The sequence below is a fragment of the Bacillus sp. FSL R7-0166 genome (genome assembly GCF_038008935.1).
Classification (GTDB): Bacteria; Bacillota; Bacilli; order Bacillales; family Bacillaceae; genus Bacillus; species Bacillus altitudinis.
Map to the genome: position 1 here is coordinate 2,378,385 of NZ_JBBPAC010000001.1, position 26,421 is coordinate 2,404,805.

The following is a 26,421-nucleotide window of genomic DNA, read 5'->3' on the forward strand; positions in this document are numbered from 1 at the left end:
TTTTAATTTAAGCTGTCTAAATACCCTTGAAGGATCATAACAGCCGCCATTTTATCAATGACTTTTTTACGCTTTTGTCTGCTCACATCTGCAGAGATGAGCATTTTTTCTGCTGCCATCGTTGACAGACGCTCGTCCCAAAGCACAACAGGAACATTGTACGTGTTTTCTAACACTTTCGCAAATGATTGGCTGGCCTCGCCTCTTGGACCGACCGTACCGTTCATATTTTTTGGAAAACCAAGGACAATTTTATCCGTTCCATATTGCGAGACGATCTCAGACAGGCGGCTGAGACCAAAGTCTCCGCCTGCTTCATCAATTTTAATGGTTTCAATCCCTTGAGCTGTCCATCCCATTTCATCACTGATTGCCACACCAAGGGTTTTCGTGCCTAAATCTAAGCCTAAAATTCTCATGTTTTACGCCTCTTTATGTGTCTCTAAGTACGATTTAACCAATTCCTCAATTAATTCGTCTCGTTCTAGTTTACGAATTAGGTTGCGTGCATCCTGATGTCTTGGAATATAAGCAGGGTCGCCTGACAGCAAGTATCCGACAATTTGATTGATCGGGTTGTATCCTTTTTCTTGGAGTGCGTCATAAACTGTTATGAGCACTTCATTCACATTGGTTTCAGCTGAATCATCAGAGAAGTTAAACTTCATTGTCTTATCAAATGAACTCACTGCTTCTTGCACCTCTCTTCCAACATTCTACTAGCAAGCTTTTTTCTAACCGCTCATCTAATACCATTATTCTACACTACATTGACTGATTATAAAACGGATTTGACAGATTCTTCGACAGTTGCCAGTGCTTCTTCAAGCTTTTCTGGCTGTTTCCCGCCTGCTTGTGCCATATCTGGGCGTCCGCCTCCGCCTCCGCCGCAAATTTCAGCTGCCTGCTTCACAAGTTTTCCTGCATGAAGACCTTTTTCAATGACATCTTTTGTCACACCGGCTGAAATGTTGACTTTTCCATTTTGAACGGCACCAAGTACGATGACAGCTGAACCTAATTTCGCTTTTAATTCATCAACCATCGTTCTTAAATGGTTCATGTCTTTGGCGTTTACTTTTTCAGTTAACACGTTCACTCCGCCAACTTCGATAACTTTTTCCAAAATAGAGCCAGCTTCTGCTTGACTTAATTTCGCAAGAAGTGATTCGTTTTCTCTTTGAACTTCTTTTAAATCAGCCTGCAAGGAAGCGATGCGTTTTGGTACATCTTTTGTATTTGATTTCAGTTCATTAGCTGCCTTTTCTAAAATCGCAAGCTGATCATTTAATTCTTCATAAGCACCTTTACCTGTTACAGCCTCAATACGGCGTGTTCCAGCACCAATACCCGATTCAGATGCAATTTTAAACAATCCGATCTCCGCAGTGTTTTGAACGTGACAGCCTCCGCATAACTCGATGCTGTAATCACCCACTTGCACAACACGGACAATATCGCCATACTTCTCGCCAAACAGCGCCATTGCGCCCATTTCTTTTGCTTCAGCAATTGGTTTCAGGTCAATGGCAACCGAAATGCCTTCCCAAATCTTTTCGTTGACGATTTTTTCAATTTGTGACAATTCTTCTTTTGTTACTTGTCCAAAGTGAGAAAAGTCAAAGCGAAGTCTGTTTTCATTCACAAGTGAACCCGCTTGGTTAACGTGGCTGCCCAATACATCTTTTAGCGCTTGGTGCAAAAGATGTGTCGCTGTGTGATTTTTCACAATGCCTTTTCGAAGCGCTGATTCGACTTCTGCAGTGACTTCAATGCCTTTTTGAACCGTACCACTTACGACGACTCCTTCGTGGACATGCTGGCCGTTTGGCGCCTTTTTCACATCTTTGATATCAATGATCGCTTCGGCACTTTTTAACGTTCCTTTATCCGCCACTTGTCCGCCGCTTTCCGCATAGAAAGGTGTTTCATCTAATAAAATTTGCACCGTTTCCCCTTCGTGTGCTTCTGTGACAATTTCACCGTTTTGAAGCAATTCGATAATACGAGCATCTGCAGTTAAATTTTCGTAGCCAACAAACGTACTTTCTGCTTTTATATCGCCTAAAGCCCCGCCTTGAACCTGCATACTGCCCACATCTTGTCTGGCATTTCTTGCACGTTCACGCTGCTTCTCCATTTCTAGCTGGAAGCCTTCACGATCGACTGTCATGTTCTCATCTTCAGCATATTCTTCTGTGAGTTCGACCGGGAATCCATATGTGTCATAAAGCTTAAACACATCTTTACCGGAAATTTGTGAGCTGCCATTGTCTCGTTCTTTTTTGATCACTTCTGATAAAATGGCTAACCCTTCATTCAGTGTCTCATGGAAACGCTCTTCTTCATTTTTGATCACTTTTGCAATAAATTCTTCTTTTGCTTGAACATCTGGATAGAAATCCTTCATGATCTCCGCAACAACTGGAACTAGATCATACATGAATGGACGGTGGATATGGATCGTTTTTGCATAACGCACAGCACGGCGCAGCAAACGTCTTAACACATAACCTCGGCCTTCATTAGAAGGAAGCGCTCCGTCACTGACGGCAAAGGCAACAGTACGAATATGGTCAGCAATGACTTTAAATGCTGTGTCTTTTTCTTTTGACTCCCCATAGCTTTCTCCAGAAATCGTTTCTACTGCACGAATAATCGGCATGAACAGGTCTGTATCAAAGTTCGTCGGTACGTTTTGAATCACAGAGACCATACGCTCAAGACCCATTCCTGTATCAATGTTTTTCTTCGGAAGCGGTGTATATGTACCATCTGGATTATGGTTAAATTCAGAAAAAACAAGATTCCATACTTCTAGATAACGTTCATTTTCTCCGCCTGGATATAATTCAGGGTCGTTCATGTCGTTGCCATATGCTTCGCCGCGATCATAGAAAATTTCTGTATTCGGACCACTTGGCCCCTCGCCAATATCCCAGAAGTTGCCCTCTAGACGAATAATTCGTTCCTCAGGGACACCCATTTTATCTCTCCAAAGAACATATGCTTCTTCATCCTCTGGATGTACCGTTACAGATAACAGATTCGGATCAAAGCCAATCCACTCGTCACTTGTGAGGAATTCCCAAGCCCATTCGATTGCCTCTTCTTTGAAATAGTCTCCAATAGAGAAGTTGCCCAGCATTTCAAAAAACGTATGATGGCGTGCTGTTTTCCCTACATTTTCAATGTCATTTGTACGAATTGATTTTTGTGCGTTGCAAATACGTGGATTCTCAGGCACGACGCGGCCATCGAAGTATTTCTTTAATGTTGCCACCCCGCTGTTAATCCATAAAAGTGTTGGATCGTCATGCGGTACGAGGGACGCACTCGGTTCGACAGCATGTCCTTTTTCTTTAAAAAAATCTAAAAACATTTGACGTACTTGAGCTGAAGTTAAAGTTTTCATCATAAATCCTCCCTTTTTATTCTCAATCTTCACACAAACGAAAAAACATCCCGCCCTATGCAAGCAAAAAACTACTTACACAGGGACGAGATGCTCTCGCGGTACCACCCTGATTATAGACATATGCGTCTATCACCTTCACATCCGATAACGCCGGAAGAGAGCGGCAGTGTTTATCTGCACTCGGGACTAGCTTCCGTTAAAGGTCTGATAAGGCTTTTCTCAGCAAACAAAGCCTCTCTCTGCAACAGCTTTTTAACGTACTCGGGTCCGTCATTGAATTCAATATGTATGAATCGAAATTATTATAGACAACTCGGCTCGTCTTGTCAATGAACGCTTCGTCTCATGTGAATATATTGCACAATAATGACCCTCATAATGGCTGCGGACGGTACGGCTAAAATCATTCCAATCAAGCCAAACAGCTCCCCTCCAGCGAGTAACACCAGCATGATCACGACAGGATGCATATGCAGGCTTCTCCCGACAATGATCGGACTCAGTACATTGCTTTCTAAAAATTGAAGCACGGCTACTGTAATTAGCACAATGATCACTGACTTCACTGAGATGGTAAAAGCGATAAAGACAGCTGGGATCGCTCCAATAATCGGGCCAAAATACGGAATGACATTCGTTGCACCGATTAACATACCTAGTACAAGCGGATATGGAATATGAAACAGCCAAAGAACAATGGCAGCAGCACCTCCAATTAAAGAACAGACAAGCAATTGCCCTCTAATATAATCCCCAAGTGAGTCATCCACTGCTTTCACAAAGGCATGTCCCCTTTTTCGAAAGCTTGGCGGGGTTAAATACCATGCTGCCCGCTTCATCGTGTTCATATCTTTCACCATATAAAAGACAAGAAAAGGAATAAGTGCAGCAACTAAGGCGTAATCAAGCAATACTTTACAGCTAAGAATCATCCGCTCTGCCCCATTTGCGGCATACGTCTCAGATTGGACAATAAAACGATCCAGCCGTTCATGCAGTCCATCAGGCCAGTGGCTTGTATGACGATGAACATGTGATAAAGCACCATTATACGTTTCGGCAAGCATGGGAATTTGCTCCGACAATTCATTTAACTGAGCGATTAAAACCGGTGCCCCTTTATACACAGCCAAACCAATGCCGCCAAAAAACAGCACATATATCAATAAGAGACTGACCGTCCTTGGCAAACCTCGCTTATGTAGTCTTTCAACAATTGGATAAAGAAGATAAGAAATAAAAATAGCGATAAGAAGCGGGATCAAAATCGCTTTGAGCAATAAAAAAATAGGCATCCATAACTCGTCGAGCTGAACCAAAATGAGTAAAGACGCAAGGACAAGCAGTACACCTGCAGCATATATTAGAAACTCGATCGGACGTTTCTTCACCTTTTTCACCTCTCTTCTTATTGTTTAACCAACTTCTGCAATTATCCATGTAAATAAAATTTGTCCTAACTTTGTTAAAAATGAATACACATGAAACATACGGCTCCATCCAAAGTCACTGTTTGCTGTAAAAATCTCGTTAGAAAATATTCCATTATTTTCTTATTTTCGCCTCATTTATGCTAGAATCCGCTTTAGCTCAATCATTAGAAGAGGAGGTTCTTCATGATCACATTCGAAGAAGTCAACAAGCATTACGGCCAGTTCCATGTACTTAAGGACATTAACCTACATATTCAAAAAGGTGAGGTTGTTGTGATCATCGGTCCTTCAGGATCTGGAAAAAGCACGATGCTCAGGTGTATCAATCGTCTTGAAAGCATTGATGAAGGAAAAGTCCTTGTCAATCAAGTGTCTGTTCAGCATCCGAAAACCAACATCAATCTCATCAGGCAAAATATCGGGATGGTGTTTCAGCACTTCCATCTTTATCCGCATAAGACGGTGCTTGAAAACATTATGCTTGCGCCGATGAAGGTTAAAAAAGTGAGCAAAGAAGAAGCAAAGGAAACAGCTGAATTTTATTTAAATAAAGTTGGCATTCCTGAAAAAGCAGACACCTACCCTTCTAGACTCTCAGGAGGACAACAGCAGCGTGTGGCAATCGCAAGGGGACTTGCAATGAAGCCTGAGGTCATGCTTTTCGATGAACCAACATCAGCTCTTGATCCAGAGATGATCGGTGAGGTGCTAGATGTGATGAAACAGCTGGCTAGGGAAGGGATGACAATGGTCGTTGTCACGCACGAGATGGGTTTTGCCCGTGAAGTCGCAGACCGTATTGTGTTTATTGATGAAGGAAGAATTCTTGAAGAATCTACACCAGCTGCCTTTTATGAAAAACCGCGCGAGAAACGCGCTCAGCTCTTTTTAAGCCGTATTTTAAATCACTAGGGGGAATGAATTTGATGAAAAAAATGAAACGCTTTGGCCTATTACTGTTGATGACTTGCTGTATGATCGCTCTCGCTGCCTGCGGCTCTGCCGAGAAAGGCTCAACCGATGCAAAACAAGGCAGCTCATTAGAAGCCATTAAGAAAGACAAAAAAATCGTTTTCGGTGTGAAAAACGATACTCGTTTATTTGGTCTAAAAAATCCTAGTAGCGGGGATATTGAAGGGTTTGATATCGATATCGCAAAAGCGATCACTAAAGAAATGCTCGGTGATGAAGGAAAAGCAGAATTTAAAGAAGTGACATCTAAAACAAGAATTCCTTTACTGCAAAAAGGAGATATTCATGCCATTGTTGCCACAATGACGATCACAGAAGAGCGTAAAAAAGAGGTCAATTTCTCAGACGTATACTTTGAAGCAGGACAATCACTGCTTGTGAAAAAAGGCAGCGACATTCAATCGATTGATGATCTTAAAAAAGGTACGAAGGTGCTTGCAGTGAAAGGGTCCACTTCTTCTCAAAACATTCGCGAAAAGGCACCAGAAGCATCCGTTTTAGAATTTGAAAATTACCAAGAAGCCTTTACAGCCTTAAAATCAAATCAAGGGCAAGTTCTGACAACTGATAATGCAATTTTATTTGGCATGGCAGACGAAGATTCAAATTATGAAGTCGTTGGTGGAACATTTACCGATGAGCCTTATGGCATCGCTGTGAAAAAAGGCGATGAAGAATTGACAGAAGCCATTAATAAAGCGTTAAAGGCATTAAAAGACAATGGAGAGTATGACAAGATTCATAAAAAATGGATCAAAGAATAATCAATTGACTCGATCAACCTCAACACCCTCAGGAGAGCCGCTTGCCGGCTCCTCTGTTGATTAGGAAGGAAGTGAACTGATTGCTGCGGTTTTCCATTTTAACTGAGAACTTCCATCTTTATTTAGAAGGGTTTAAATATACGATTGGTGCAAGTGTCATTGCGTTGATTGGAAGCTTTTTCATCGGTACACTCATTGCCATTATGAGAATTGCGCCACTAAGGCCGCTCAACTGGTTAGGGACGGCTTACGTGGAATTTATTCGGAATATTCCGTTATTATTGATCACCTTTGTGTTCTTTTTTGGTTTACCGGTACTTGGCATTGTGGCAGATGGCTTTACAGCAGGAACCATTGCCCTCTCCATTTATACGTCTGCTTTTATCGCTGAAGCCATTCGTGCAGGTATACAAGCTGTACCGCTTGGACAAATGGAGGCAGCTAGAGCTTCTGGTCTGTCCTATGGCGGAACGATGCGATATATTATTCTGCCGCAGGCCATCAAAATTGTCATTCCACCACTTGGGAATCAATTTATCAACCTTGTGAAAAACTCGTCTATTTTAGGTGTCATTGCAGGGTTTGATCTGATGTACCAAGGAGACCTTATCGCTTCGAGAACGTTTGTGACATTTGATGTATACATTTTTGTTGCCATGTTCTATCTTCTATTGACCATTCCGCTTAGTCTAGGCGTTGGTTATTTAGAAAAAAGATTAGCCCGAAGCCACTAGAAAGGAGGAAACACAATGGATTTTATAGGTGCCTACCAGCCCGATCATCTCGCCTTTTTACTTGAAGGATTTGCTGTCACCTTAAAAGTGGCTTTTATCTCCATCATTTTAAGCTTTATCATCGGATTAGTCGTTGGCACATTGAGGTTCGCACAAATCCCTATTTTATCAAAGGTGCTTGCGGTCATTGTTGAAACTGTTCGGAACCTACCGCTTTTGCTGATCATCTTTTTTACGTATTTCGCCCTGCCTGAAATTGGTATTAAGCTGAGCATCACGGCCTCTGCCATTGCGGCTTTAACCGTGTTTGAATCCGCCATGCTGTCAGAAATCATTCGCAGTGGGTTAAAATCAATTGATAAGGGACAAATCGAAGCGGCCAGATCCTCTGGTTTAACGTATATTCAAACATTAAAAATGATTATCATGCCACAGGCGTTACGCCGAATGGTACCGCCGATTGTCAGTCAATTTATTTCTCTTTTAAAAGATACATCGCTTGCCGTTGTGATTGCCCTTCCAGAGTTATTGCATCACGCGCAGATTTTAAATGGTCAAAGCCAATCTTATTTACTTCCTATTTTCCTCTTGGCGGCCATGATGTATTTTGTTGTTAACTTCAGCTTGTCCTTACTTGCACGGAGATTAGAGTACAGGCAGGCATAAAAACAGGACATCCGCTCATGGTGGATGTCCCTTTTTGTTTAAAGCATTCGCATAACTCGTTTTCTCATCTTTTTCATATCCCGCTTAGATGGCATATCATATCGACTTGCAAAGTGATATGCGAGTGCACCTGCACCAAGCGTTAATAGTGAAGAAGTCATTTTGCCCATTCGAAATTCCCCCTTAACACTTATAGTTGAATTGAACGTTCATCGTCACTAAACAGGTCGTCTAAACTGCTTAGTGTACCGTCTTCCTCCACTTGGTGAGTAGATATTTTGCCTTTTGACAGTGTCAATTCAATAAAACAGCCCCAGCAATAATATTGATTGACCCCAATTTTTCCGATGTCTTTACATTTGCAATTTGGGCAAATGAGCATATTCAGCACCTCTTTACGTTCGGTTTAGAACAAGTGCTTCCTTTTGAACATCCATCAAGGTTCCGGCAGCATGCAGCTGCTTTCGAATCCCTGATAGCTCTGTAAAGAAGCCGTCCGAGAGTTCATATGCTACGATTGTGCCCGAATTCATGCAAAAGTATACATCTTCCAAAACACCTAATGTTTCACCATCTGGCGTACGGATCATTTTCTTTTTTAATTTCGAAAAGAAAAAGGATGGGGCGGTGGTATCTATCTCGATGCCCTTCTGGCAGCTCACATATAGACCTTTGTCTGTCAGTTTGTCGCCAGCTGAGAATGGAATGAAAGCACAGTCTTTCTTTTTCCCATCTAAAACATATCCCCCGCAGCTGCCGCCGGCTAAAAAGCAAATATCTTTGATCGCCCCAAGTGAATAAGACAGCTCGTCTGTATAGATCGTCAGTCCTTCAAGCTCTCGACATGTTCTCAAAATGTGATCAACCACCTTTTCGGAACAGTCTTATCGTGTGCGTTTCCTCTATGACTCATACGAAGAAATGGCTTCCATGAAGGAAGCCATCAGCGTGTAGACAAACCCTCGCATTCTTTGTCAGTCCTGCGTGCTGGTGCTCACGAATGTCAAATTCGCTCCGCGCCAGTACTCGTCCTTCTTAGGGCTGCAAAGGTTTTCTTTCACGCTGAAAAAAACAAAGGGCTAAAATCAAGTTCATTTTAGCCCTTTGTTTAACAATATGATGGCTTCCATGGAAGCCATTTACTCTTGCATAAAATCAAACGGAGTGATTCCCTCCATGCCAATATTGGCATCGTGTACGCTGAAAGGAAGTTCTTTTTGGAGGGCTGCTAGCTCAGCATCCATGACTTCTTCCGTTTCAGTAAGACGCATGGTTAAAGACGTTTGTCTGAGGGAGTCTTCATTATTTTTTACGCCCCACTCTAATGCTGATTCCTCACCGCACAAAATTAAAAACTTTTTACTTCGTGTAATGGCAGTGTAAAGCAAATTTCTTCGAAGCATTCGATAATAACTTCTCACGACTGGCAGCACCACGATTGGGAATTCACTGCCCTGGGATTTATGAATCGAGCAACAATAAGCGTGTGTAAATTGATGAAAATCTTTTTTCGTAAACGTGATTTCGTTTCCATCAAAGGAGATGACCGCCATATCTTCTTTTTCCGTGTTTTCTTTCGCATAAAAGATCGAGACAATTTCGCCAATATCTCCATTAAAAATGTTATTCTCGGGCTGATTGACAAGCTGAAGTACCTTATCACCTGTCCGGTAGACGACATCACCAAATGGAATTTCTCTTCCTTTTGGCTTTTTAGGATTCAAAATTTGCTGGAGCATTTTATTCAGTTCATTAATGCCTGCTTTTCCTTTATACATCGGGGCAAGCACTTGAATGTCCTTTGCTGAATAACCCTTTTGAGCAGCATTGCTGACCACTTTCTCGATGACTTCTTTCATTTGGTCACTAGAGCATTGAATAAAGGATCGATCCTTCGAGCGTGCAGTAATATCCTTTGGCAAAACACCATTTTTCATATCATGCGCAAGCTCAACAATTGTTGAACCGTCTGCCTGCCGGTAAATATCAGTTAATGTAACTGCCGGTATAGCTTGTGACGCAAGCAGGTCTCTTAACACTTGACCAGGCCCGACAGATGGAAGTTGATGTTCGTCTCCAACCATAATGACTTGAATATGATCTGGGATCGCCTTAAACAAATGGTTCGCCAGCCAAATATCCAGCATACTCGATTCATCAATGATAACAAGCTTTCCTTCAATCGGCTGGTCTTCATCATGTGAGAAGCCTTCTGATCCATTCCAGCCTAGCAACCGGTGAATGGTCACAGCAGGAAGTCCAGTGGATTCTGTCATTCGTTTCGCAGCACGTCCAGTTGGTGCGGCAAGCACGAACGGAAATGCTTCATCTTTTTTATAATCACCCGGGTCAAGAGATACGCCGTGAAGATCGCTGTAAAGCTCGACAATCCCTTTAATGACCGTCGTTTTCCCTGTACCCGGTCCGCCTGTTAGAAGCAGCATTGGAGACATGAGTGCCTTTTGAATGGCTTCTTTTTGGGTTGGTGCATACTGGACACCAAGCCGTTCCTCCAGTTCACCGAGTGCAAGCAGAAATTCTGATTCAGGAAATTGATCTGCATATTCTGTTTGAGAGACAATTTTTTGAATACGTTTTGCCACACTTTGCTCCGCATAAAAGAGCGACGGATGATAACAGCGATCATCTTCAATGATCATGTCTTTCCCTTCACCAAGTGCAATGATCTGATTGGCAACGTCCATTTCAGTCACTTTGTAGTCATTGCCTGTTTGATTCAGCAATTTACGGGTTTCGATGATCAGATCTTTCGTTTGTATGTACGTATGACCGTCTTGCAGGCTTGCTGTCTCAACGGTATACAAAAGGGCTGCACGAATGCGTTCTGGATCATTTCCAGATATCCCTGTTCTAGCGCCGAGTTCATCTGCTTTAATAAATCCAATCCCCTCGACGTCTTTGACGAGCTGATAAGGGTTTTCTTCAATTTTCTGCAACGTTTCACTCTCGTACGCTTGGTAAATCTTCATACTAAGCTGAGGACCAAAGCCATATTGATTCAGGCTGATCATAATTTGCTCAAGCCCTTGATGCTCCTGAAGTGCGGCAGCCAGCTTATCAGCCTTCTTTTTTGACAGGCGAGGGACGTCATACAAAACAGACGGATCACGCATAATTTGATGAAGCGTCTGATTGCCTAGCTTGCCGACGATTTCTTCCGCTGTCTTTTTTCCAATCCCTTCAAACAAGTCACTAGAGAGATAATGAATGATGCCTTGCTTTGTTGTAGGGACTTCCTTTTGAAAATGAGTGGCTTGAAACTGCTCGCCAAACTTCGGATGACTTGTGACCTTGCCATAGAAGGTGTAGGTTTCCTCCTCATGAAGCGCTGGGAAGTACCCTGTGACAGATGCTGTTTTTTCCTCTAAATTCTCTGATGTTTCAATGACTTTTACTTTTAACACCGAGTATAAATTACTTTCGTTATGGAAAATAACGGCTTGAACCGTCCCTTTTAAAAATGGTTCATCTTCAAGCTTCATTTGATCTGGATGTTCCTGCACAGGTCTTCCCTCCTTCCGGTTATTCTGCCTCTTGAATCAGCTTTTGCGCATGCAATGCAAGCATATGATCAGGTTGCACGTCAATGGCTTTTCCTAGCATTTCAAGCGCTTCATCTTTTTTTTCTAAATACGCATACGCAACGCCTGCATTATAAAAGGCGTCTGCATGCTGCGGATCTCGCGTAATCACTTCAGTAAAGACTGCGACCGCTTCCTCCAGCAGATGTTCATTCGCTAAGCACATGCCAAATTGAAATCTTGCTTCGTTATCTTCTTCGTTTAGCTCAACTGCACGCTGAAGATAAGGCATCGCAAGCTTTGGCTGCTCTAATTTCATCAGTGTCTGCCCTAACATATAAAACAAATCACTGTTTTCCATTCCAGCTTGTAGCGCTTGCTCAAAATAGTCTTTCGCTTTCATAAAGTCTTCTTTCATCGTGTAGACATTTCCTGCCCCATAATAAGCTGCAGCTGCTGTATGATCAAGTTCAATGGCTTTTTGAAAGAAGTTCAATGCACGTTCAAATTCATGAACACTTGAAAGTAAATTCGCAAAGTTAATATATGGAACCGGGTCCTTTGGGCTTTCTTCAATGGCTTTCGTAAAAGCTTCAGCTGCCTGTTCGATGTTCCCTTGATTTAAAGCTTCAATACCGATTTCGTTATGATTCATTCGCTCTCTTCATCCTTTCATTAAAAAACCTCAACAGCGACGTTGAGGTTTTTAACACATGTTACACATACGACAGCTTTTGGCCATCTTTAAAGACATCGTCAATGGTCCCGCCGCCAAGACATTCTTCGCCATCATAAAAAACAACAGCTTGTCCTGGAGTGACAGCACGAACGGGTTCATCAAAGATCACCATTGCTTCCTGCTCACCTGTCATTTTGACTTTTACATGATGGTCTTCTTGACGGTATCGGAATTTTGCTGTGCATGTGAGTTCACCGTTTTCGCCGACAATATGAGGACGAGTCCAGCTGATGTTAACAGCTGAAATACTTTCAGAGTATAAAAGCGGATTGTGGAAGCCTTGTTCAACAAATAAGATATTTTTCTCTAAGTCCTTCCCAACAACGAACCACGGATCACCGCTTCCGCCAATGCCAAGTCCTTGGCGTTGACCGATCGTGTAATACATCAGTCCATCATGTTCACCTTTTACTTCTCCGTCCATTGTCTGCATCACACCGGGCTGTGCAGGCAAATATTGGCTAAGGAACGTTTTAAAGTTTCTTTCCCCAATAAAGCAGATGCCCGTAGAATCTTTTTTCGTTGCTGTTGCGAGCTCTGCTTCTTTCGCTAATTCACGCACTCTTTTTTTCTCTAAATCGCCGATTGGGAACAACACTTTATCAAGTTGTTCTTGAGTCAGCTGATTCAAGAAATAAGTTTGGTCTTTGTTTATATCAAGACCTCTTAGCATTTTGACTTCATCGCCGGTTCTGTCGACACGGGCATAGTGGCCTGTTGCCAAATAATCCGCTCCAAGCGACAATGCATGCTCAAGAAATGCTTTGAACTTAATTTCTTTATTACACATGACATCTGGGTTCGGCGTTCTGCCTGCTTTATATTCATCAAGAAAATATTGAAACACTTTGTCCCAATACTGTTTCTCGAAATTCACTGCATAATATGGGATTCCAATCTGGTTACAAACACGAATGACATCCTCATAGTCCTCCGTTGCTGTACATACACCATTTTCATCTGTGTCATCCCAGTTTTTCATAAATATGCCGATCACATCATAGCCTTGCTCCTTTAGCATGAGCGCAGCAACTGATGAATCGACGCCTCCGGACATACCGACCACAACTCTTGTGTCTTCAGGTCTTTTTGTCATCTTCATCAACTCCAATTTCAATGAAACAACGTGCGCGTTTCGTTCTTCAGGTGCCTAGCTGTTTCATTTTTCACACACGAACAAAAGGGAGCATTTATTTGGCTAGGCGTTTCACGACAGCCGCTATCTTACGAGCCGCCTGCTTCACATGTTCCTCTTCATTTCCAAGACCGAAGCTTATTCTGACTGAGGATGTCAGCTCTTTTGCTTCTTCACCATACATGGCGCTTAATACGTGCGAAGGAAGGACAGATCCAGCCGTACATGCTGACCCGCTTGAAACAGCAATCCCTTCCATATCTAAGTTCACAAGTAACGATTCAATGGAAACGCCCGGGAAGTGGACATTTAAAATATGCGGCAATGTCTCTTTCGGATGTCCATTGATAGAGAAATTGAGTGATTCCTCTTCGAATACTTGCAGCATCGCTTCTTTGAGCTTACCATAATGCACTGCTTTTTCTCTTCTATTTTGCTTTGTTAATTGAACTGCTTCTGCAAGCCCAATGATGCCCGCCACATTTTCAGTGCCAGCACGGCGTTTTCTTTCTTGTTCTCCTCCAAATAGCTGCGGAGAAAGTTTCACACGCTCATTCACGTATAAAAAACCAGTTCCCATCGGGCCATTTAGTTTATGACCGGACGCAGATAAGAGGTCGATATGAAGTTCTGTGACATCAATTGATATTGTCCCAAATGCCTGTACAGCGTCTGTATGAAAATGAGCAGCGTGATCATGCAAAAGTTGACCAATTTCTTTGATTGGCTGGATCACACCTGTTTCATTATTGCCGTACATGATGGTCACCAGAATTGTATCGTCTCTTAATGCTTGTTTTAATTGATCAAGATGAATCAATCCAGTGTGATCCACATCTAAATACGTCACATCAAAACCAAGCTTCTCTAAGCGTTCGCATGTATGCAGCACTGCATGATGCTCAGTTTTTGTTGTGATGATATGTTTTCCTTCATGCTGCCTTGCCATTGCCACACCTGTAATGGCCAAGTTGTCTGCCTCTGTTCCCCCGCTTGTGAGGATGATCTCCTGCTGCTTACAGTGTAATTCTCCTGCAATGACTTCCCTTGCTTCATCGAGCCACTTTCTTGCCTCGCGTCCATATGAATGAATACTAGAGGGATTGCCAAATATCTCTGTAAAGTAAGGCATCATCTTGTCCACAATTCGCTGATCCATCGGCGTTGTGGCTGCATGATCTAAATAGATACGTTCCATTTCCGGTACACCTCTGATCTAAATATAGAACATATACGCCTCTTGATCCTCGTCATCTTTATAGCTTGCCAAGTCTTCAAGAGTTGTATTGTCTAGTACGTCTTTTACTGCATCACGAATACGAATCCAAAGTGCACGCTTTGCTGGCTCTTCGTTTTCGATCACTTCAACAGGACTAATAGGTCCTTCTAATACTCGAATAATATCACCGGCTGTAATCTCGTTTGGCTCATGGGCAAGCACATAGCCACCATACGCTCCGCGGATACTTTTCACAAGACGAGCATTGCGAAGTGGTGATACAAGCTGCTCTAAATAATGCTCAGACAAATCATTGTTTTGAGCGATTGATTTTAATGATGTAGGGCCTTCGCCATGTTTTTTGGCTAATTCGATCATGATCGTCAGACCATATCTGCCTTTAGTAGAAATTTTCAAGTTAAACACCTCTGCGTTTTCTATTTCTATGTCATCAATTTTTTTCTGATTTCATATACGCTTATATAGACCAAAAGCAATTATATCATACTTTTAGCCAACTTTCATTTGCGGGTTCTGAGCTCAAAACGAGGACGCATCCCTTTTCTATTTGAAGAAATTTCGGTACTCTATACAAACAAGACATTGCTTTAGGAGAGATAATCATGAAACCTTTAGCGTATCGGATGCGCCCAAGTCATATTGGAGACATTATTGGGCAGGAGCATCTCGTTGGAGAAGGTCAAATTATTAGACGAATGGTCGAGGCAAAACATTTGTCCTCGATGATTTTATACGGACCGCCGGGAATCGGCAAAACATCCATTGCCACTGCAATCGCTGGCAGTACAAGCATTGCCTTCCGTACATTGAATGCGGTGATTCATAACAAAAAAGATATGGAAGCTGTCGCCGCTGAAGCGAAAATGAGTGGTCAAGTCATCTTGATTTTAGACGAAGTCCACAGACTCGATAAAGGGAAGCAGGATTTCCTTCTTCCGTATTTAGAAAATGGCATGATCATTTTAATTGGCGCGACAACAGCTAATCCGTATCATGCGATCAACCCAGCCATCCGTAGCCGGACACAAATATTTGAGCTGAAGCCGCTGGAAACAGAGCAAATCAAAGCTGCATTATCTCGAGCTTTACAGGATGAACATCGCGGGCTTGGCGGTTATTCGGTCAAAGTTGATGAGGAGGCAATGAATCATTTTGCAAATGGATGCGGAGGAGATGTGCGTTCCGCTTTAAATGCGCTTGAACTAGCCGTCTTATCGACAAAAGCGGATGAATCTGGACAGATCACGATCACTCTAGCTGCAGCAGAAGAATGTTTACAAAAAAAGAGCTTCTCGCATGATAAAAACGGTGATGCCCATTATGATGTCCTCTCGGCTTTTCAAAAATCCATCAGAGGATCTGACGCAGATGCTGCGCTACATTACCTTGCAAGACTCATTGAAGCGGGAGACCTTGAAAGCATTTCGAGACGATTACTTGTGATGGCTTATGAAGATATTGGCTTAGCCAGTCCGCAGGCAGGGCCACGTGTGTTAAGCGCTGTTCAAACAGCTGAGAGAGTTGGTTTCCCAGAAGCACGAATTCCACTCGCTAATGCCGTGATTGAACTGTGTCTTTCTCCAAAGTCAAACTCCGCTTACCAAGCGATTGATGCGGCATTGCATGATATTCGCACGGGGAAAATTGGTGAAGTTCCCGTTCATTTAAAAGATGCCCACTATAAAGGGGCAGCAGCACTTGGAAGAGGCGCCGATTACTTATATCCGCACGATTATGAAAATGGCTGGGTGAAGCAGCAATATTTACCTGACCCGCTGAAAAACAAGCAATATTATGAACCAAAGCAAACTGGAAAATTTGAAGGTGCACTAAAGCAAGTGTACGAAAATTTAAGACGGCAAAAATAAAAAAAGCCCCCTGCTCTAAGCAGGCGGGCTGTTTATTTATCTTTCACACGTGTAATCGGAATGTCTTTTAACAGTTTCATAATGACATGACCACCCATGATCAGTCCAGCCACAGATGGAACAAAAGCATTGGATGACGGCGGCATTTGTGCCTTACGAATTTTCGCTTCATCATTTCCCACTTCTTTTCTCACATCTTCACGAATGACAATCGGACTTTCATCAGAGAAAATAACTTCAATTCCCTTACGAATGCCTTCCTTCCGCAGGCGTGTTCTGACGACTTTCGCAATTGGGTCTGTATGTGTTTTCGAGATGTCATCAATTTTAAAACGTGTCGGATCTGTTTTATTTGCAGCACCCATACTCGAAATAATGTTCACATCGCGTTTCAGGCACTCTTTCATTAAATGAATTTTATAATGAATTGTATCTGATGCATCAATGACATAATCAAGTGGATACTCAAAGAATTGTTCATATGTTTCTTCTGTATAGAACATTTTGAGCGCAACAACTTCACATTCTGGGTTAATGTCAGCAATTCTTGCCTGCATTAAGTCAACTTTAGGCTGACCAACCGTTGATAGCAAAGCTGGCAGCTGCCTATTTACATTTGTAATATCAATATCATCTTTATCAACAAGAACAATACGGCCAACACCTGAACGAGCAAGGGCTTCTACTGCAAAAGAACCTACGCCGCCTACTCCAAGCACTGCAACTGTACTGTTTTTTAATATATTTAAGCCTTCCTTGCCAATGGCAAGCTCGTTTCTTGAAAACTGATGTAACAAGTGCCTCACTCCACCTTTATTTAAAATGAATCGAAAGAATCATATCATATTCAGCATTCTCCGTCATCCTTCTCAAATAGAAAAAAACACAAAAAAGTCCCGATCACGCCGCCAGCTTTTCCTTCGTTTTGAACCCCGCACCATGCAGGTGGGTGCTTTCTTCCTCACTTTATAAGTCCTCAGAAGAGGCATTTATGCAGAAAGGAAAGGCAAGCTCCCGTAGAAAAAAATGTTCGGTCAAAACTAGGTAACCACCGTACGTATCAGGACTTTATTTATTAGTTGATGAAAGCATATCATAGGCATGTCCCTTTTACAAGCGTTTACATGCCTATAAACATGCGCCTATTTTACTGTTTTACTTTTGTTTTAATAGCCAAACTCAGTTCATCTAGCTGCGCTGTGCTTACAGTGCCAGGAGCATCTGTGAGAACACAGCTTGCACTTGCCGTTTTCGGGAACGCAATGGTATCTCTTAGGTTAGATCGGCCGGCAAGCAGCATCACTAGGCGGTCAAGTCCAAGCGCAATTCCGCCGTGCGGAGGCACACCATGCTCAAATGCATCAAGAAGGAAGCCGAACTGATCGTACGCTTCTTCTTTAGAAAAGCCAAGTAAACCAAACATTTTCTCTTGAATGTCCTTTTCAAAAATACGAATAGAACCTCCGCCAAGCTCATAGCCGTTCAGCACAAGATCATACGCTTGAGCTTTCATATCTTCTGGACTTGTTTCAATTAATTCAAGATCATCCCGAACTGGCATTGTGAAAGGATGGTGGGCAGCATAGAAGCGGCCTTCTTCTTCATCTTTTTCAAGCAGCGGCCAATCGACAACCCATAAGAAATTAAAGACAGACTCATCGATGAGTTTAAGCTCTTTGCCAAGTTTTAAGCGAAGTGCGCCAAGCGCATCATGGACAACAGACGTCTTATCTGCAACAAAGAGTAAAAGGTCGCCTTCTTCAACTTGAAGCTGTTCTTTTAATTCTGCTTGTTTTGACTCATCAAAGAATTTAGCGATTGGTCCTTTTAACTCTGTCCCTTCAGCTTTTAGCCAAGCAAGACCTTTTGCACCATAGTTCGCTGCAAATGCACCGAGTGCATCGATGTCTTTTCTTGAGTAGTTTGCTGCAGCCCCTTTGACATTAATCGCTTTGACAGCTCCGCCATTGTTTACAGCACCGCTGAAGACTTTGAAATCTGAGTCTTTTACCGTATCTGAAATGTTGACAAGCTTCATGTCAAATCGGGTATCCGGCTTGTCAGAACCATAGGAATTCATCGCTTCATCGTACGTCATACGAGGTAATGGCAATGTCAGGTTAACACCTTTGACATCTTTCATCACCTTTGCCATCATCTCTTCAGCAAGCGTCATGATGTCTTCTTGGCTCATAAAGGACATTTCAATATCGACTTGTGTAAATTCCGGCTGACGGTCAGCACGCAAGTCTTCATCTCTAAAGCAGCGAGCGATTTGATAGTAGCGGTCCATCCCAGACACCATGAGCAATTGCTTAAATAATTGCGGAGACTGCGGCAGCGCATAGAATTCTCCTTCGTGTACACGGCTTGGCACAAGATAGTCACGCGCACCTTCTGGCGTACTTTTTGTTAAAATTGGCGTTTCAATGTCTAGAAAGCCGTGATCATCTAAGAAATGGCGGAATGCTTTTGTGACTTCATGTCGCATTTTCATCGTTTCAAACATCGCAGGACGGCGAAGATCTAGGTAGCGGTATTTTAAGCGCACATCTTCTGATACCTCATCTGCTTGATCAGAAATCACAAATGGAGGCGTCTTGGCTTCATTTAAAACAGTGACTGTGTCGACTTGAATTTCAATTTTGCCTGTTTTTAAATTTGGGTTGATCGTGGCTTCTTCTCTTGCGACCACTGTCCCTTTAATATCAAGGACATATTCATTCCGAATCGATTCTGCTGTCTCAAGAGCCTCTTTTGATTGGTCTGGATGAAAGACAACTTGCACAATGCCTGTACGATCACGCAGGTCAATAAAGATTAATCCGCCAAGGTCACGACGTTTTTGTACCCATCCTTTTAATACAACGGTTTTACCGATTTGGTCTTCTGTTACTTCTCCACAATAAAAAGTTCTACCAAACACAAACATTCCACTCCTTCTTTACGCTTTCTGGTGGGCTTTCATCATTTGAATCAGCTCATCAAGCTTCACTTCAATTTGTTCACCCGTTGTCGTATCTTTTACGTTTACAATTTGCTGCGCTAGCTCATCTTCACCAAGAACTGCAATAAACTTGGCTTTCAAGCGGTCTGCCGCTTTAAATTGTGCTTTTAGCTTTTTCCCTGTATAGTCCATTTCACTTGAAATGCCTTCTTTTCTTAGGCGATTCAATAAGCCAACAGCATAATCTTTTGCTTGATCTCCTAATGCCGCAATATATAAATCAATGCCGTCTTGAACAGGAAGCTCGATCTTCTCTGCATCAATCGCTGATAGGAAACGTTCAATACTCATCGCAAAGCCGATACCTGGTGATTCAGGACCGCCAATTCCTTCAACAAGTCCATCATAACGGCCGCCGCCGGCTAATGTTGTGATCGCGCCAAAGCCTTCTGCATTACTCATGATCTCAAAGGCAGTGTGATTGTAATAATCAAGACCGCGCACTAAGTTCGGATCGACGACATATTCAATGCCTAGATCGGTTAAGTATTGTTTTACTTTTTCAAAATAAGTCCGTGATTCTTCATTTAAGTAATCTTGAATGGATGGTGCCGTTGCCATCAGTTCGTGATCGCGGTCCTTTTTACAATCAAGAATACGCAATGGATTTTGATGTAAACGAATTTGGCAGTCGTGACAGAATTCATCAATTCTTGGTTCAAAGTGCTCGACAAGTGCTTGACGGTAATCTGCACGGCTTTCTTTGTCACCAAGGCTGTTAATGACGAGTTTTAAGTTGGAAAGACCCGCTTTCTCATACACACTCATCGCTAATGAAATGACCTCTGCATCAATGGCAGGATCTTTTGAACCGATCGCTTCAATTCCGAATTGATAAAATTGACGATATCTTCCCGTTTGCGGACGCTCATAGCGGAACATTGGTCCAATGTAGTACAGCTTTGTAGGCTGTGCAGGCTGTGCAAACAGTTTATTTTCAACATAAGAACGGACAGTTGAAGCTGTTCCTTCTGGGCGAAGTGTGATGCTACGTCCTTTTTTGTCTTCAAATGTGTACATCTCTTTTTGAACGATATCTGTTGACTCGCCTACTCCTCGTGCAAACAGTTCCGTATGCTCAAAAATCGGTGTGCGGATTTCTTTGTATTGAAAGGCTGCACATGTATCTCTCGCAATTTGTTCAACATACTGCCAGCGTTCTGATTCTCCCGGTAAAATATCCTGTGTGCCTCTTGGAATATTAAAACTCATTTTTCGTCCTCCTACGACCATCATTCATTTTTTATGTGGACATATAAAAAACCCCCGCCTCTACTATGTGTATAGTAGGGACGAGAGTTATACCCGTGGTGCCACCCTAGTTGGAACATGATCTAGCCATGTTCCCGCTCAAATCCTTAACGCAGATTCACGTTCTCCGCCTAATGACTCATTTTTTGAGTGTTCAGCAGGAAACCTACAGAGTGTTCTTTCGTGATAAATGCCATGCGGATTCGCTTTCAGCCTAAGGCGATTCCTCTCTGCTCACGCAATTTACCCTACTATTCTCTATCATCAGTTCCACATTTTAAATTTTCAAGTGTGTTGATTTATATTATAATAAGGTCGGTGCTGCCACTCTGTCAACCCTTGCCGTGTCTCTTTTTCTTTTCCAGCTCTTCTTTTGACGTGCATCCGTATTCAGATGCCGTTTCTTCAAGGAAGCCTGGTTGATCCATTTCGTCGTGCTGCCAGCGGTCGATATCACGATGTCCATTATATTGCACTCGTCCTAATTTTCTGCTTAATCTCATGTTTGTACATCCTTTTATCACATTTTTATCTAGTATAAACAGATTGATTCAATTTTATTAGGGAAACTGCAAGGAATTCATCCATTACATAACGAATTAACATTCATCGGTTTTACAAGGGAGGGGAAAACACCGTTTTGAATCTGAAAACACACCATCACATGATGTTGCTGCTCACCTGTTTTGTCCTCATTGCCAGCACTTGGCCAATGACACATGCGACGGCTCAAACAGATCAAGCTGTCGTTGCAACAGATGAAATCAATGTGCGAACCGGACCTGGTTTAAGCTACGGGATCGCAGCAGTTGTGAAACGAGGAGAAAGCTACCCGATTCTCACTGAACAAGGAGAATGGGTACAGATCGGGCTATCGAACGGACAAAAAGGCTGGGTCGTCTCATGGCTGATTACCAAGTCATCTGATGCACAAAAGCCTGCTAAGCAAAAGACGCAAGGTCAAAGTACGCAAGGAAGCAGTTCGATTACGTCAACAGCCTCCGACCTTCGCATTCGGACAGGCCCAGGGACTTCCTATCAAGTCATTGGCACTTTTCCGCAGGGCGCTTCCGCTAAAAAGCTGGACACAAGCGGCGAATGGACAAAAATATCGTACAAACAAGCGGAAGGCTGGGTCCACTCTGATTATATTTCTGGCGGACAAAACGCTTCTTCATCCAGATCAGCTGAGCCCGCTCGTTCTAAACAGTCCGGCACAGTTGGCGTATCAAGCTTGAATGTTCGAAAATCGGCGGCACCAAACGCACAAGTGGCCGCTTCACTTTCCCGCAACACTCAAGTCACCATTTTAAGGGAGCAAAATGGCTGGTATGAAATCGAAGCAAAAGGCGTTAAAGGCTGGGTTGCAAGTTATTATATTGTCTCAAACCAAGGAACAAGTGCAGCACCTGAAAAGAATTCTTCCTCTTCGTCATCTCATCAGAAAGCGTACATCGTTTATGATGGAACGAATATTAGAAAAAGCGCTTCTACCTCTGCTGGAATTGCAGAAAGAGCAACAAAAGGAGCTGCTTATCAAATTGTTCGTACGCAAGGTGACTGGTACGAGGTGACATTATCAAACGGCGGAACAGGCTACGTGGCGAGCTGGGTCGTTCAAACAAAGAAAAATAGCAGCGAAGCACCAAGACCTCAGCAGGATTCATCGTCTGGCACTGGATCTTTAAAAGGCAAAACAATTGTTCTTGATCCTGGCCATGGCGGAAAAGACAGCGGCACGATCGGCGCAGACGGTGCATTTGAAAAGAATATCACGATCAAAACCGCTCATTTGCTGGCGGGTAAGTTAAGAGCTTCTGGAGCAAATGTCTATTTAACAAGAAGTGATGATACATTCATCAGCCTTCAATCGAGGGTTGCCACTTCACATTACCGAAATGCAGATGCATTTATTAGTCTTCATTATGATAGCTTTATGGACCCAAGTATCAGAGGGAGCACCGCATATTATTATCAGGCATCCAAAGATCAACGTCTGGCGACAAGCGTTCATACTGAAGTCGCAAAACGATCACAGATCCCTGATAAAGGAGTCAAATTTGGAGATTATTTTGTTTTAAGAGAAAACAAGCGCCCTTCCCTTTTATATGAACTCGGCTATTTAAGCAATCCTCAAGAAGAAGCGATCATTTATAGCGCTTCTTACCAAGAACGAGTGACAGAAGGAATGACAGAAGGATTAAAACAATATTTCCGATAGAAAAAAGAGGCCGCTGCGCCTCTTTTTTGTTTGATCGCAAAAGAAAAAGACTCTAAACAAACTCTCAGCAAGAGTTTATCTACAGTCTAATGTCTTTCTATTCTTTGCTGTCCATCAACATGGTGACAGGCCCCGAATTGGTCAATGAGACGTCCATCATCGCCCCAAAACGTCCTGTTTCAACATGGATGCCTTTTTCTCTAAGCGTTTCATTGAAGCATTCGTAAAGTGAATTCGCCACATCCGGTTTGGCAGCTTTCATAAAGTTCGGCCGTCTGCCTTTTATCGTATCACCATAAAGGGTAAATTGAGACACAGACAGTACACTTCCTTTTACATCTAACAAAGAATGATTCATTTTCCCGTTTTCATCTTCAAAAATACGCAAGTGTGCGAGCTTTTCAGCTAAGTAATGCACATCTTCTTCTGTGTCTTCATGTGTAACCCCAACGAGCACCATATAGCCTTCATTGATGGCACCTGTGATCTCTTCTTCTACTTTCACAGATGCACTCGTCACACGCTGAACAACAAGCCTCATAGACGATATACTTCCTTTCTAATTCATGAATCGGCGAACAGAGTAAATGTCTTTGATTTGTTTAATGCGTTCTACCACTTTGTGCAAATGGTTAATATTTTGGATAAAGATCGCCATATGGATCGTCGCCACTTTGTTACGATCAGACTTACCAGAAACCGACGAGATGTTCGTTTTGGTTTCGTTGACTGCTTGAAGCACCTCATTAAGTAAGCCGCGTCTGTCATATCCTAATATTTCAATTTCCACATTGTATTCTTTACGGTTTCGAGCAGGCTGTTCATGCTCCCACTCAACCGGGATTAACCGTTCCTGCGCTTCTCCTGTCTTCACGTTCGGACAGTCATCACGGTGAACAGATACGCCACGTCCTTTTGTAATAAAGCCAACAATGCTATCACCAGGAACAGGATTACAACACTTAGATAAACGGACAAGCAAGTTATCAATGCCTTTCACTCGCACGCCAGCTTCCCGTTTTTTCCCGTGATATGGTTTTGACTCTACAGACACTTCTTGAACGGTTTTCTCTTGTTCTTCCTGATCTCTTTGTTTTCTTTCTTTTTCCGTTAAACGATTCGCCACTTGGAGTGCCGTAATTCCGTTATAACCAACAGCTGCATACATGTCCTCTTCATTTGAGAAATTAAATTTATCAGCCACTTTTTGCAGATTTTCAGCGGTCAAAATGTCTTTGACATCGAACTCAAGGTTTTTGATTTCTTTCTCCACAAGTTCTCGGCCTTTTTCGACATTTTCTTCACGGCGCTGTTTCTTGAAAAACTGTCTGATCTTGTGCTTCGCTTGGGAGGTTTGGGCAAGTTTGACCCAATCCTGGCTTGGTCCATAGCTATGCTTAGATGTCAGAATTTCAATAATGTCACCTGTTTTTAACTTATGATCAAGTGTGACCATTTTACCGTTGACTTTGGCTCCGATTGTTTTATTTCCAATTTCCGAATGAATCCGGTATGAGAAATCAATTGGAACTGAACCAGACGGTAGCTCAATGACGTCTCCTTTTGGTGTAAATACAAACACCATATCAGAGAAGAGATCAATTTTTAACGATTCCATAAATTCTTCCGCATCTGTGGATTCATTTTGGAATTCAAGGATTTCTCTAAACCAAGACAGCTTCTTCTGGAAAACGGCTTCTTCCGTCGATTCTGCTGACTCTTTGCCTTCTTTATACGCCCAGTGTGCGGCAATTCCGTATTCCGCAATTTCGTGCATTTCCACTGTACGAATCTGAACTTCAAGCGGGTCCCCTTTTGGACCAATCACCGTTGTATGAAGAGACTGATACATGTTCGGCTTTGGCATCGCAATATAATCCTTAAATCTGCCTGGCATCGGCTTCCAGCATGTATGAATAATACCAAGTACCGCATAGCAGTCTTTTATGCTGTCAACCAAAATACGTACAGCCAGCAAATCATATATTTCATTAAATTGCTTATTTTGCATGACCATTTTTCGATAAATACTATAAATATGTTTCGGTCTGCCGGAGAATTCAGCCTTAATGTTCACCTCAGACACGCGGTCTTTTACTTCATTAACAACCTCGTCCAAGTATTCCTCACGTTCCGCTCGTTTGCGCTTCATGAGATTCACAATCCGGTAGTATTGCTGCGGATTTAAATAGCGGAGGGCTGTATCTTCAAGCTCCCACTTAATCTTTGAAATCCCTAATCTGTGCGCAAGCGGTGCAAAGATCTCAAGGGTTTCATTTGAGATTCTTCGCTGCTTTTCCTGCGGAAGATGTTTGAGTGTTCTCATATTGTGAAGACGGTCTGCCAGCTTAATTAAGATGACGCGAATATCCTGCGCCATTGCAACAAACATTTTACGATGGTTTTCAGCCTGTTGTTCTTCTTGTGATTTATATTTAATCTTTCCGAGCTTTGTCACACCATCAACAAGCATGGCTACTTCTTCGTTAAAATGCTCTTTTAAATCTTCTAATGTCACATCCGTGTCTTCGACAACATCATGCAAGAAGCCGCCAGCAATGGTCGAAGGGTCCATTTCAAGATCAACAAGAATTCCCGCCACTTGAATAGGATGGATAATATAGGGCTCTCCGGATTTCCGGTATTGCTCCTTGTGAGCATTTTCAGCATATTCGTATGCACGCTCTATAAATTGAATATGTTCAGCGGACAGGTATTCTCTTGCCTTATCAATGACCTGCTGCGCCGTTAAAACTTGTTCGTTCGCCATGGAATCACCTTTTTAAATGAAAACTGTATTGTAGTTTATTATCAAGAAAAATTCGATAGATGTAAAGAGAAGAAGTCCGCTAAAAGATTTTTGATAGGAAAAAAGCACCCTTCTTACTGAGTGCTTTTTGCGTAAAACTCCATTAGTATTGCATTAACGTCAAGATGTCGTAACCGTCAAGCTTCTTTCTGCCATCAAGATACGTCAGCTCAATTAAAAATGCAATCCCTGCCACAACGCCGCCTAATTCCTCAACCAGCTTGATGGATGCTTCAATCGTTCCACCTGTCGCAAGCAAATCATCTGTGATCAGTACACGCTGACCAGGACGAATTGCATCTTTATGAATCGTTAATACATCTTTACCGTATTCCAAACCGTAATCGACTTTGATGACTTCACGAGGAAGCTTTCCTTCTTTACGAACCGGGGCAAAACCTACACCAAGTGCGTATGCTACAGGGCAGCCAATAATGAATCCACGCGCTTCAGGTCCAACAATGAGATCAATGTCTCTTTCCTTCGCGTATTCAACGATTTGATCCGTTGCATAACGGTACACTTCGCCTTTATCCATTAACGTTGTAATATCTTTAAATTGTACACCTTCCTTTGGGTAGTCAGGTACAACTGTCACATATTGTTTTAAATCCATCTTTTC

The 26,421-nt window shown here is 42.5% G+C and carries 25 protein-coding genes, 1 other RNA gene and 2 other annotated features; of the genes, 6 read left to right on the forward strand and 20 right to left on the reverse strand.

Annotated features, from left to right (window positions below; genetic code table 11):
• Positions 1–2 precede the first annotated feature (2 nt).
• The 4 genes from ruvX to NST01_RS12300 form a co-directional block, all read right to left on the reverse strand.
• Positions 3–419, reverse strand: coding sequence for a Holliday junction resolvase RuvX (gene ruvX, locus NST01_RS12285; protein WP_003216519.1), 417 nt, complete (start codon positions 417–419; stop codon positions 3–5).
• 3 nt (positions 420–422) lie between these two features.
• Positions 423–689 (reverse strand): IreB family regulatory phosphoprotein, encoded by a 267-nt coding sequence (locus NST01_RS12290; protein ID WP_024718370.1) that lies wholly within the window; start codon positions 687–689, stop codon positions 423–425.
• Positions 690–778: 89 nt separating this feature from the next.
• Positions 779–3,415, reverse strand: a complete 2,637-nt coding sequence (gene alaS / locus NST01_RS12295; RefSeq protein ID WP_017367696.1) for an alanine--tRNA ligase — start codon at positions 3,413–3,415, stop codon at positions 779–781.
• 78 nt (positions 3,416–3,493) lie between these two features.
• Positions 3,494–3,701: a binding site (T-box leader), on the reverse strand.
• Positions 3,702–3,744: 43 nt separating this feature from the next.
• Positions 3,745–4,809, reverse strand: a complete 1,065-nt coding sequence (locus NST01_RS12300) for an AI-2E family transporter (RefSeq protein WP_048003312.1) — start codon at positions 4,807–4,809, stop codon at positions 3,745–3,747.
• A gap of 225 nt (positions 4,810–5,034) precedes the next feature.
• Between NST01_RS12300 and NST01_RS12305 the strand changes: the two genes are divergently transcribed.
• The 4 genes from NST01_RS12305 (at position 5,035) to NST01_RS12320 (ending at position 7,987) form a co-directional block, all read left to right on the forward strand.
• On the forward strand, positions 5,035–5,763 hold the full coding sequence (locus NST01_RS12305) for an amino acid ABC transporter ATP-binding protein (protein ID WP_007501456.1): 729 nt from the start codon (positions 5,035–5,037) through the stop codon (positions 5,761–5,763).
• Positions 5,764–5,777: 14 nt separating this feature from the next.
• Entirely contained in the window at positions 5,778–6,587 is an 810-nt protein-coding gene (locus NST01_RS12310) for a transporter substrate-binding domain-containing protein (protein ID WP_008342689.1), read from the forward strand.
• Positions 6,588–6,667: 80 nt separating this feature from the next.
• Entirely contained in the window at positions 6,668–7,321 is a 654-nt protein-coding gene (locus NST01_RS12315; protein WP_007501460.1) for an amino acid ABC transporter permease, read from the forward strand.
• Between the two features lie 15 nt (positions 7,322–7,336).
• Positions 7,337–7,987, forward strand: a complete 651-nt coding sequence (locus NST01_RS12320) for an amino acid ABC transporter permease (RefSeq protein WP_017367699.1) — start codon at positions 7,337–7,339, stop codon at positions 7,985–7,987.
• Positions 7,988–8,025: 38 nt separating this feature from the next.
• Here NST01_RS12320 and NST01_RS12325 read toward each other — a convergent pair whose 3' ends face one another.
• From NST01_RS12325 to cymR, 8 genes are all read right to left on the reverse strand, one after another.
• Positions 8,026–8,157, reverse strand: a complete 132-nt coding sequence (locus NST01_RS12325) for a YrzQ family protein (protein ID WP_008342695.1) — start codon at positions 8,155–8,157, stop codon at positions 8,026–8,028.
• A 20-nt stretch (positions 8,158–8,177) separates the two neighbouring features.
• On the reverse strand, positions 8,178–8,369 hold the full coding sequence (locus NST01_RS12330; RefSeq protein ID WP_003216308.1) for a hypothetical protein: 192 nt from the start codon (positions 8,367–8,369) through the stop codon (positions 8,178–8,180).
• A 13-nt stretch (positions 8,370–8,382) separates the two neighbouring features.
• The gene (locus NST01_RS12335; protein ID WP_008342703.1) at positions 8,383–8,841 is read right to left on the reverse strand and encodes a PRC-barrel domain-containing protein; all 459 of its coding nucleotides are present in this window, start codon (positions 8,839–8,841) and stop codon (positions 8,383–8,385) included.
• 285 nt (positions 8,842–9,126) lie between these two features.
• Positions 9,127–11,511: an SF1B family DNA helicase RecD2 gene (gene recD2 / locus NST01_RS12340; RefSeq protein ID WP_035390959.1), complete on the reverse strand. Its 2,385-nt coding sequence runs from the start codon at positions 11,509–11,511 to the stop codon at positions 9,127–9,129.
• Positions 11,512–11,530: 19 nt separating this feature from the next.
• Positions 11,531–12,184, reverse strand: coding sequence for a tetratricopeptide repeat protein (locus NST01_RS12345; protein WP_008342707.1), 654 nt, complete (start codon positions 12,182–12,184; stop codon positions 11,531–11,533).
• Between the two features lie 61 nt (positions 12,185–12,245).
• Positions 12,246–13,364 (reverse strand): tRNA 2-thiouridine(34) synthase MnmA, encoded by a 1,119-nt coding sequence (gene mnmA, locus NST01_RS12350; RefSeq protein WP_017358109.1) that lies wholly within the window; start codon positions 13,362–13,364, stop codon positions 12,246–12,248.
• Positions 13,365–13,458: 94 nt separating this feature from the next.
• The gene (locus tag NST01_RS12355) at positions 13,459–14,601 is read right to left on the reverse strand and encodes a cysteine desulfurase family protein (RefSeq protein ID WP_035390962.1); all 1,143 of its coding nucleotides are present in this window, start codon (positions 14,599–14,601) and stop codon (positions 13,459–13,461) included.
• An 18-nt stretch (positions 14,602–14,619) separates the two neighbouring features.
• On the reverse strand, positions 14,620–15,039 hold the full coding sequence (cymR, locus tag NST01_RS12360; protein WP_008342713.1) for a cysteine metabolism transcriptional regulator CymR: 420 nt from the start codon (positions 15,037–15,039) through the stop codon (positions 14,620–14,622).
• Between the two features lie 206 nt (positions 15,040–15,245).
• Between cymR and NST01_RS12365 the strand changes: the two genes are divergently transcribed.
• Positions 15,246–16,511 (forward strand): replication-associated recombination protein A, encoded by a 1,266-nt coding sequence (locus NST01_RS12365; RefSeq protein WP_008342715.1) that lies wholly within the window; start codon positions 15,246–15,248, stop codon positions 16,509–16,511.
• Positions 16,512–16,543: 32 nt separating this feature from the next.
• Here NST01_RS12365 and NST01_RS12370 read toward each other — a convergent pair whose 3' ends face one another.
• The 5 genes from NST01_RS12370 to NST01_RS12390 all read right to left on the reverse strand — a co-directional run bounded on the left by NST01_RS12370 (position 16,544) and on the right by NST01_RS12390 (position 21,272).
• Entirely contained in the window at positions 16,544–17,308 is a 765-nt protein-coding gene (locus NST01_RS12370) for a tRNA threonylcarbamoyladenosine dehydratase (protein ID WP_008342718.1), read from the reverse strand.
• A gap of 92 nt (positions 17,309–17,400) precedes the next feature.
• Positions 17,401–17,581: non-coding RNA, 6S RNA (ssrS, locus tag NST01_RS12375), on the reverse strand.
• A gap of 77 nt (positions 17,582–17,658) precedes the next feature.
• Positions 17,659–19,437 carry an aspartate--tRNA ligase gene (gene aspS / locus NST01_RS12380; protein ID WP_326115852.1) on the reverse strand — a complete coding sequence of 593 codons (1,779 nt, stop codon included), beginning with the start codon at positions 19,435–19,437 and terminating at the stop codon, positions 17,659–17,661.
• 18 nt (positions 19,438–19,455) lie between these two features.
• Positions 19,456–20,730 carry a histidine--tRNA ligase gene (gene hisS / locus NST01_RS12385; protein ID WP_008342721.1) on the reverse strand — a complete coding sequence of 425 codons (1,275 nt, stop codon included), beginning with the start codon at positions 20,728–20,730 and terminating at the stop codon, positions 19,456–19,458.
• A gap of 73 nt (positions 20,731–20,803) precedes the next feature.
• Positions 20,804–21,043: a binding site (T-box leader), on the reverse strand.
• 58 nt (positions 21,044–21,101) lie between these two features.
• Positions 21,102–21,272 (reverse strand): YrzK family protein, encoded by a 171-nt coding sequence (locus tag NST01_RS12390; RefSeq protein WP_003216250.1) that lies wholly within the window; start codon positions 21,270–21,272, stop codon positions 21,102–21,104.
• 137 nt (positions 21,273–21,409) lie between these two features.
• Here NST01_RS12390 and NST01_RS12395 point away from each other — a divergent pair, with 137 nt between their 5' ends.
• Positions 21,410–22,990 (forward strand): SH3 domain-containing protein, encoded by a 1,581-nt coding sequence (locus tag NST01_RS12395; RefSeq protein ID WP_056705828.1) that lies wholly within the window; start codon positions 21,410–21,412, stop codon positions 22,988–22,990.
• Between the two features lie 97 nt (positions 22,991–23,087).
• On the opposite strand, the gene dtd is transcribed toward NST01_RS12395, so the two are convergent.
• From dtd to NST01_RS12410, 3 genes are all read right to left on the reverse strand, one after another.
• Entirely contained in the window at positions 23,088–23,531 is a 444-nt protein-coding gene (gene dtd, locus NST01_RS12400; RefSeq protein ID WP_341041957.1) for a D-aminoacyl-tRNA deacylase, read from the reverse strand.
• A gap of 18 nt (positions 23,532–23,549) precedes the next feature.
• A complete protein-coding gene (locus NST01_RS12405) occupies positions 23,550–25,760 on the reverse strand; it encodes a RelA/SpoT family protein (protein ID WP_008342726.1) in 2,211 nt (736 codons plus the stop codon).
• Between the two features lie 142 nt (positions 25,761–25,902).
• Positions 25,903–26,415, reverse strand: a complete 513-nt coding sequence (locus tag NST01_RS12410) for an adenine phosphoribosyltransferase (protein WP_008342729.1) — start codon at positions 26,413–26,415, stop codon at positions 25,903–25,905.
• Positions 26,416–26,421: the final 6 nt, after the last annotated feature.

What these genes read in the sequence shown, in the direction of transcription:
- NST01_RS12345 (WP_008342707.1), bottom strand. Translation starts at nt 12,184, where the DNA reads ATGAATCATAACGAAATCGGTATTGAAGCTTTAAATCAAGGGAACATC.
- NST01_RS12355 (WP_035390962.1), bottom strand. Translation starts at nt 14,601, where the DNA reads ATGGAACGTATCTATTTAGATCATGCAGCCACAACGCCGATGGATCAG.
- NST01_RS12365 (WP_008342715.1), top strand. Translation starts at nt 15,246, where the DNA reads ATGAAACCTTTAGCGTATCGGATGCGCCCAAGTCATATTGGAGACATT.
- NST01_RS12325 (WP_008342695.1), bottom strand. Translation starts at nt 8,157, where the DNA reads ATGGGCAAAATGACTTCTTCACTATTAACGCTTGGTGCAGGTGCACTC.
- ruvX (WP_003216519.1), bottom strand. Translation starts at nt 419, where the DNA reads ATGAGAATTTTAGGCTTAGATTTAGGCACGAAAACCCTTGGTGTGGCA.
- mnmA (WP_017358109.1), bottom strand. Translation starts at nt 13,364, where the DNA reads ATGACAAAAAGACCTGAAGACACAAGAGTTGTGGTCGGTATGTCCGGA.
- NST01_RS12305 (WP_007501456.1), top strand. Translation starts at nt 5,035, where the DNA reads ATGATCACATTCGAAGAAGTCAACAAGCATTACGGCCAGTTCCATGTA.
- NST01_RS12330 (WP_003216308.1), bottom strand. Translation starts at nt 8,369, where the DNA reads ATGCTCATTTGCCCAAATTGCAAATGTAAAGACATCGGAAAAATTGGG.
- NST01_RS12320 (WP_017367699.1), top strand. Translation starts at nt 7,337, where the DNA reads ATGGATTTTATAGGTGCCTACCAGCCCGATCATCTCGCCTTTTTACTT.
- NST01_RS12410 (WP_008342729.1), bottom strand. Translation starts at nt 26,415, where the DNA reads ATGGATTTAAAACAATATGTGACAGTTGTACCTGACTACCCAAAGGAA.
- NST01_RS12405 (WP_008342726.1), bottom strand. Translation starts at nt 25,760, where the DNA reads ATGGCGAACGAACAAGTTTTAACGGCGCAGCAGGTCATTGATAAGGCA.
- NST01_RS12310 (WP_008342689.1), top strand. Translation starts at nt 5,778, where the DNA reads ATGAAAAAAATGAAACGCTTTGGCCTATTACTGTTGATGACTTGCTGT.
- alaS (WP_017367696.1), bottom strand. Translation starts at nt 3,415, where the DNA reads ATGAAAACTTTAACTTCAGCTCAAGTACGTCAAATGTTTTTAGATTTT.
- dtd (WP_341041957.1), bottom strand. Translation starts at nt 23,531, where the DNA reads ATGAGGCTTGTTGTTCAGCGTGTGACGAGTGCATCTGTGAAAGTAGAA.
- NST01_RS12390 (WP_003216250.1), bottom strand. Translation starts at nt 21,272, where the DNA reads ATGAGATTAAGCAGAAAATTAGGACGAGTGCAATATAATGGACATCGT.
- hisS (WP_008342721.1), bottom strand. Translation starts at nt 20,730, where the DNA reads ATGAGTTTTAATATTCCAAGAGGCACACAGGATATTTTACCGGGAGAA.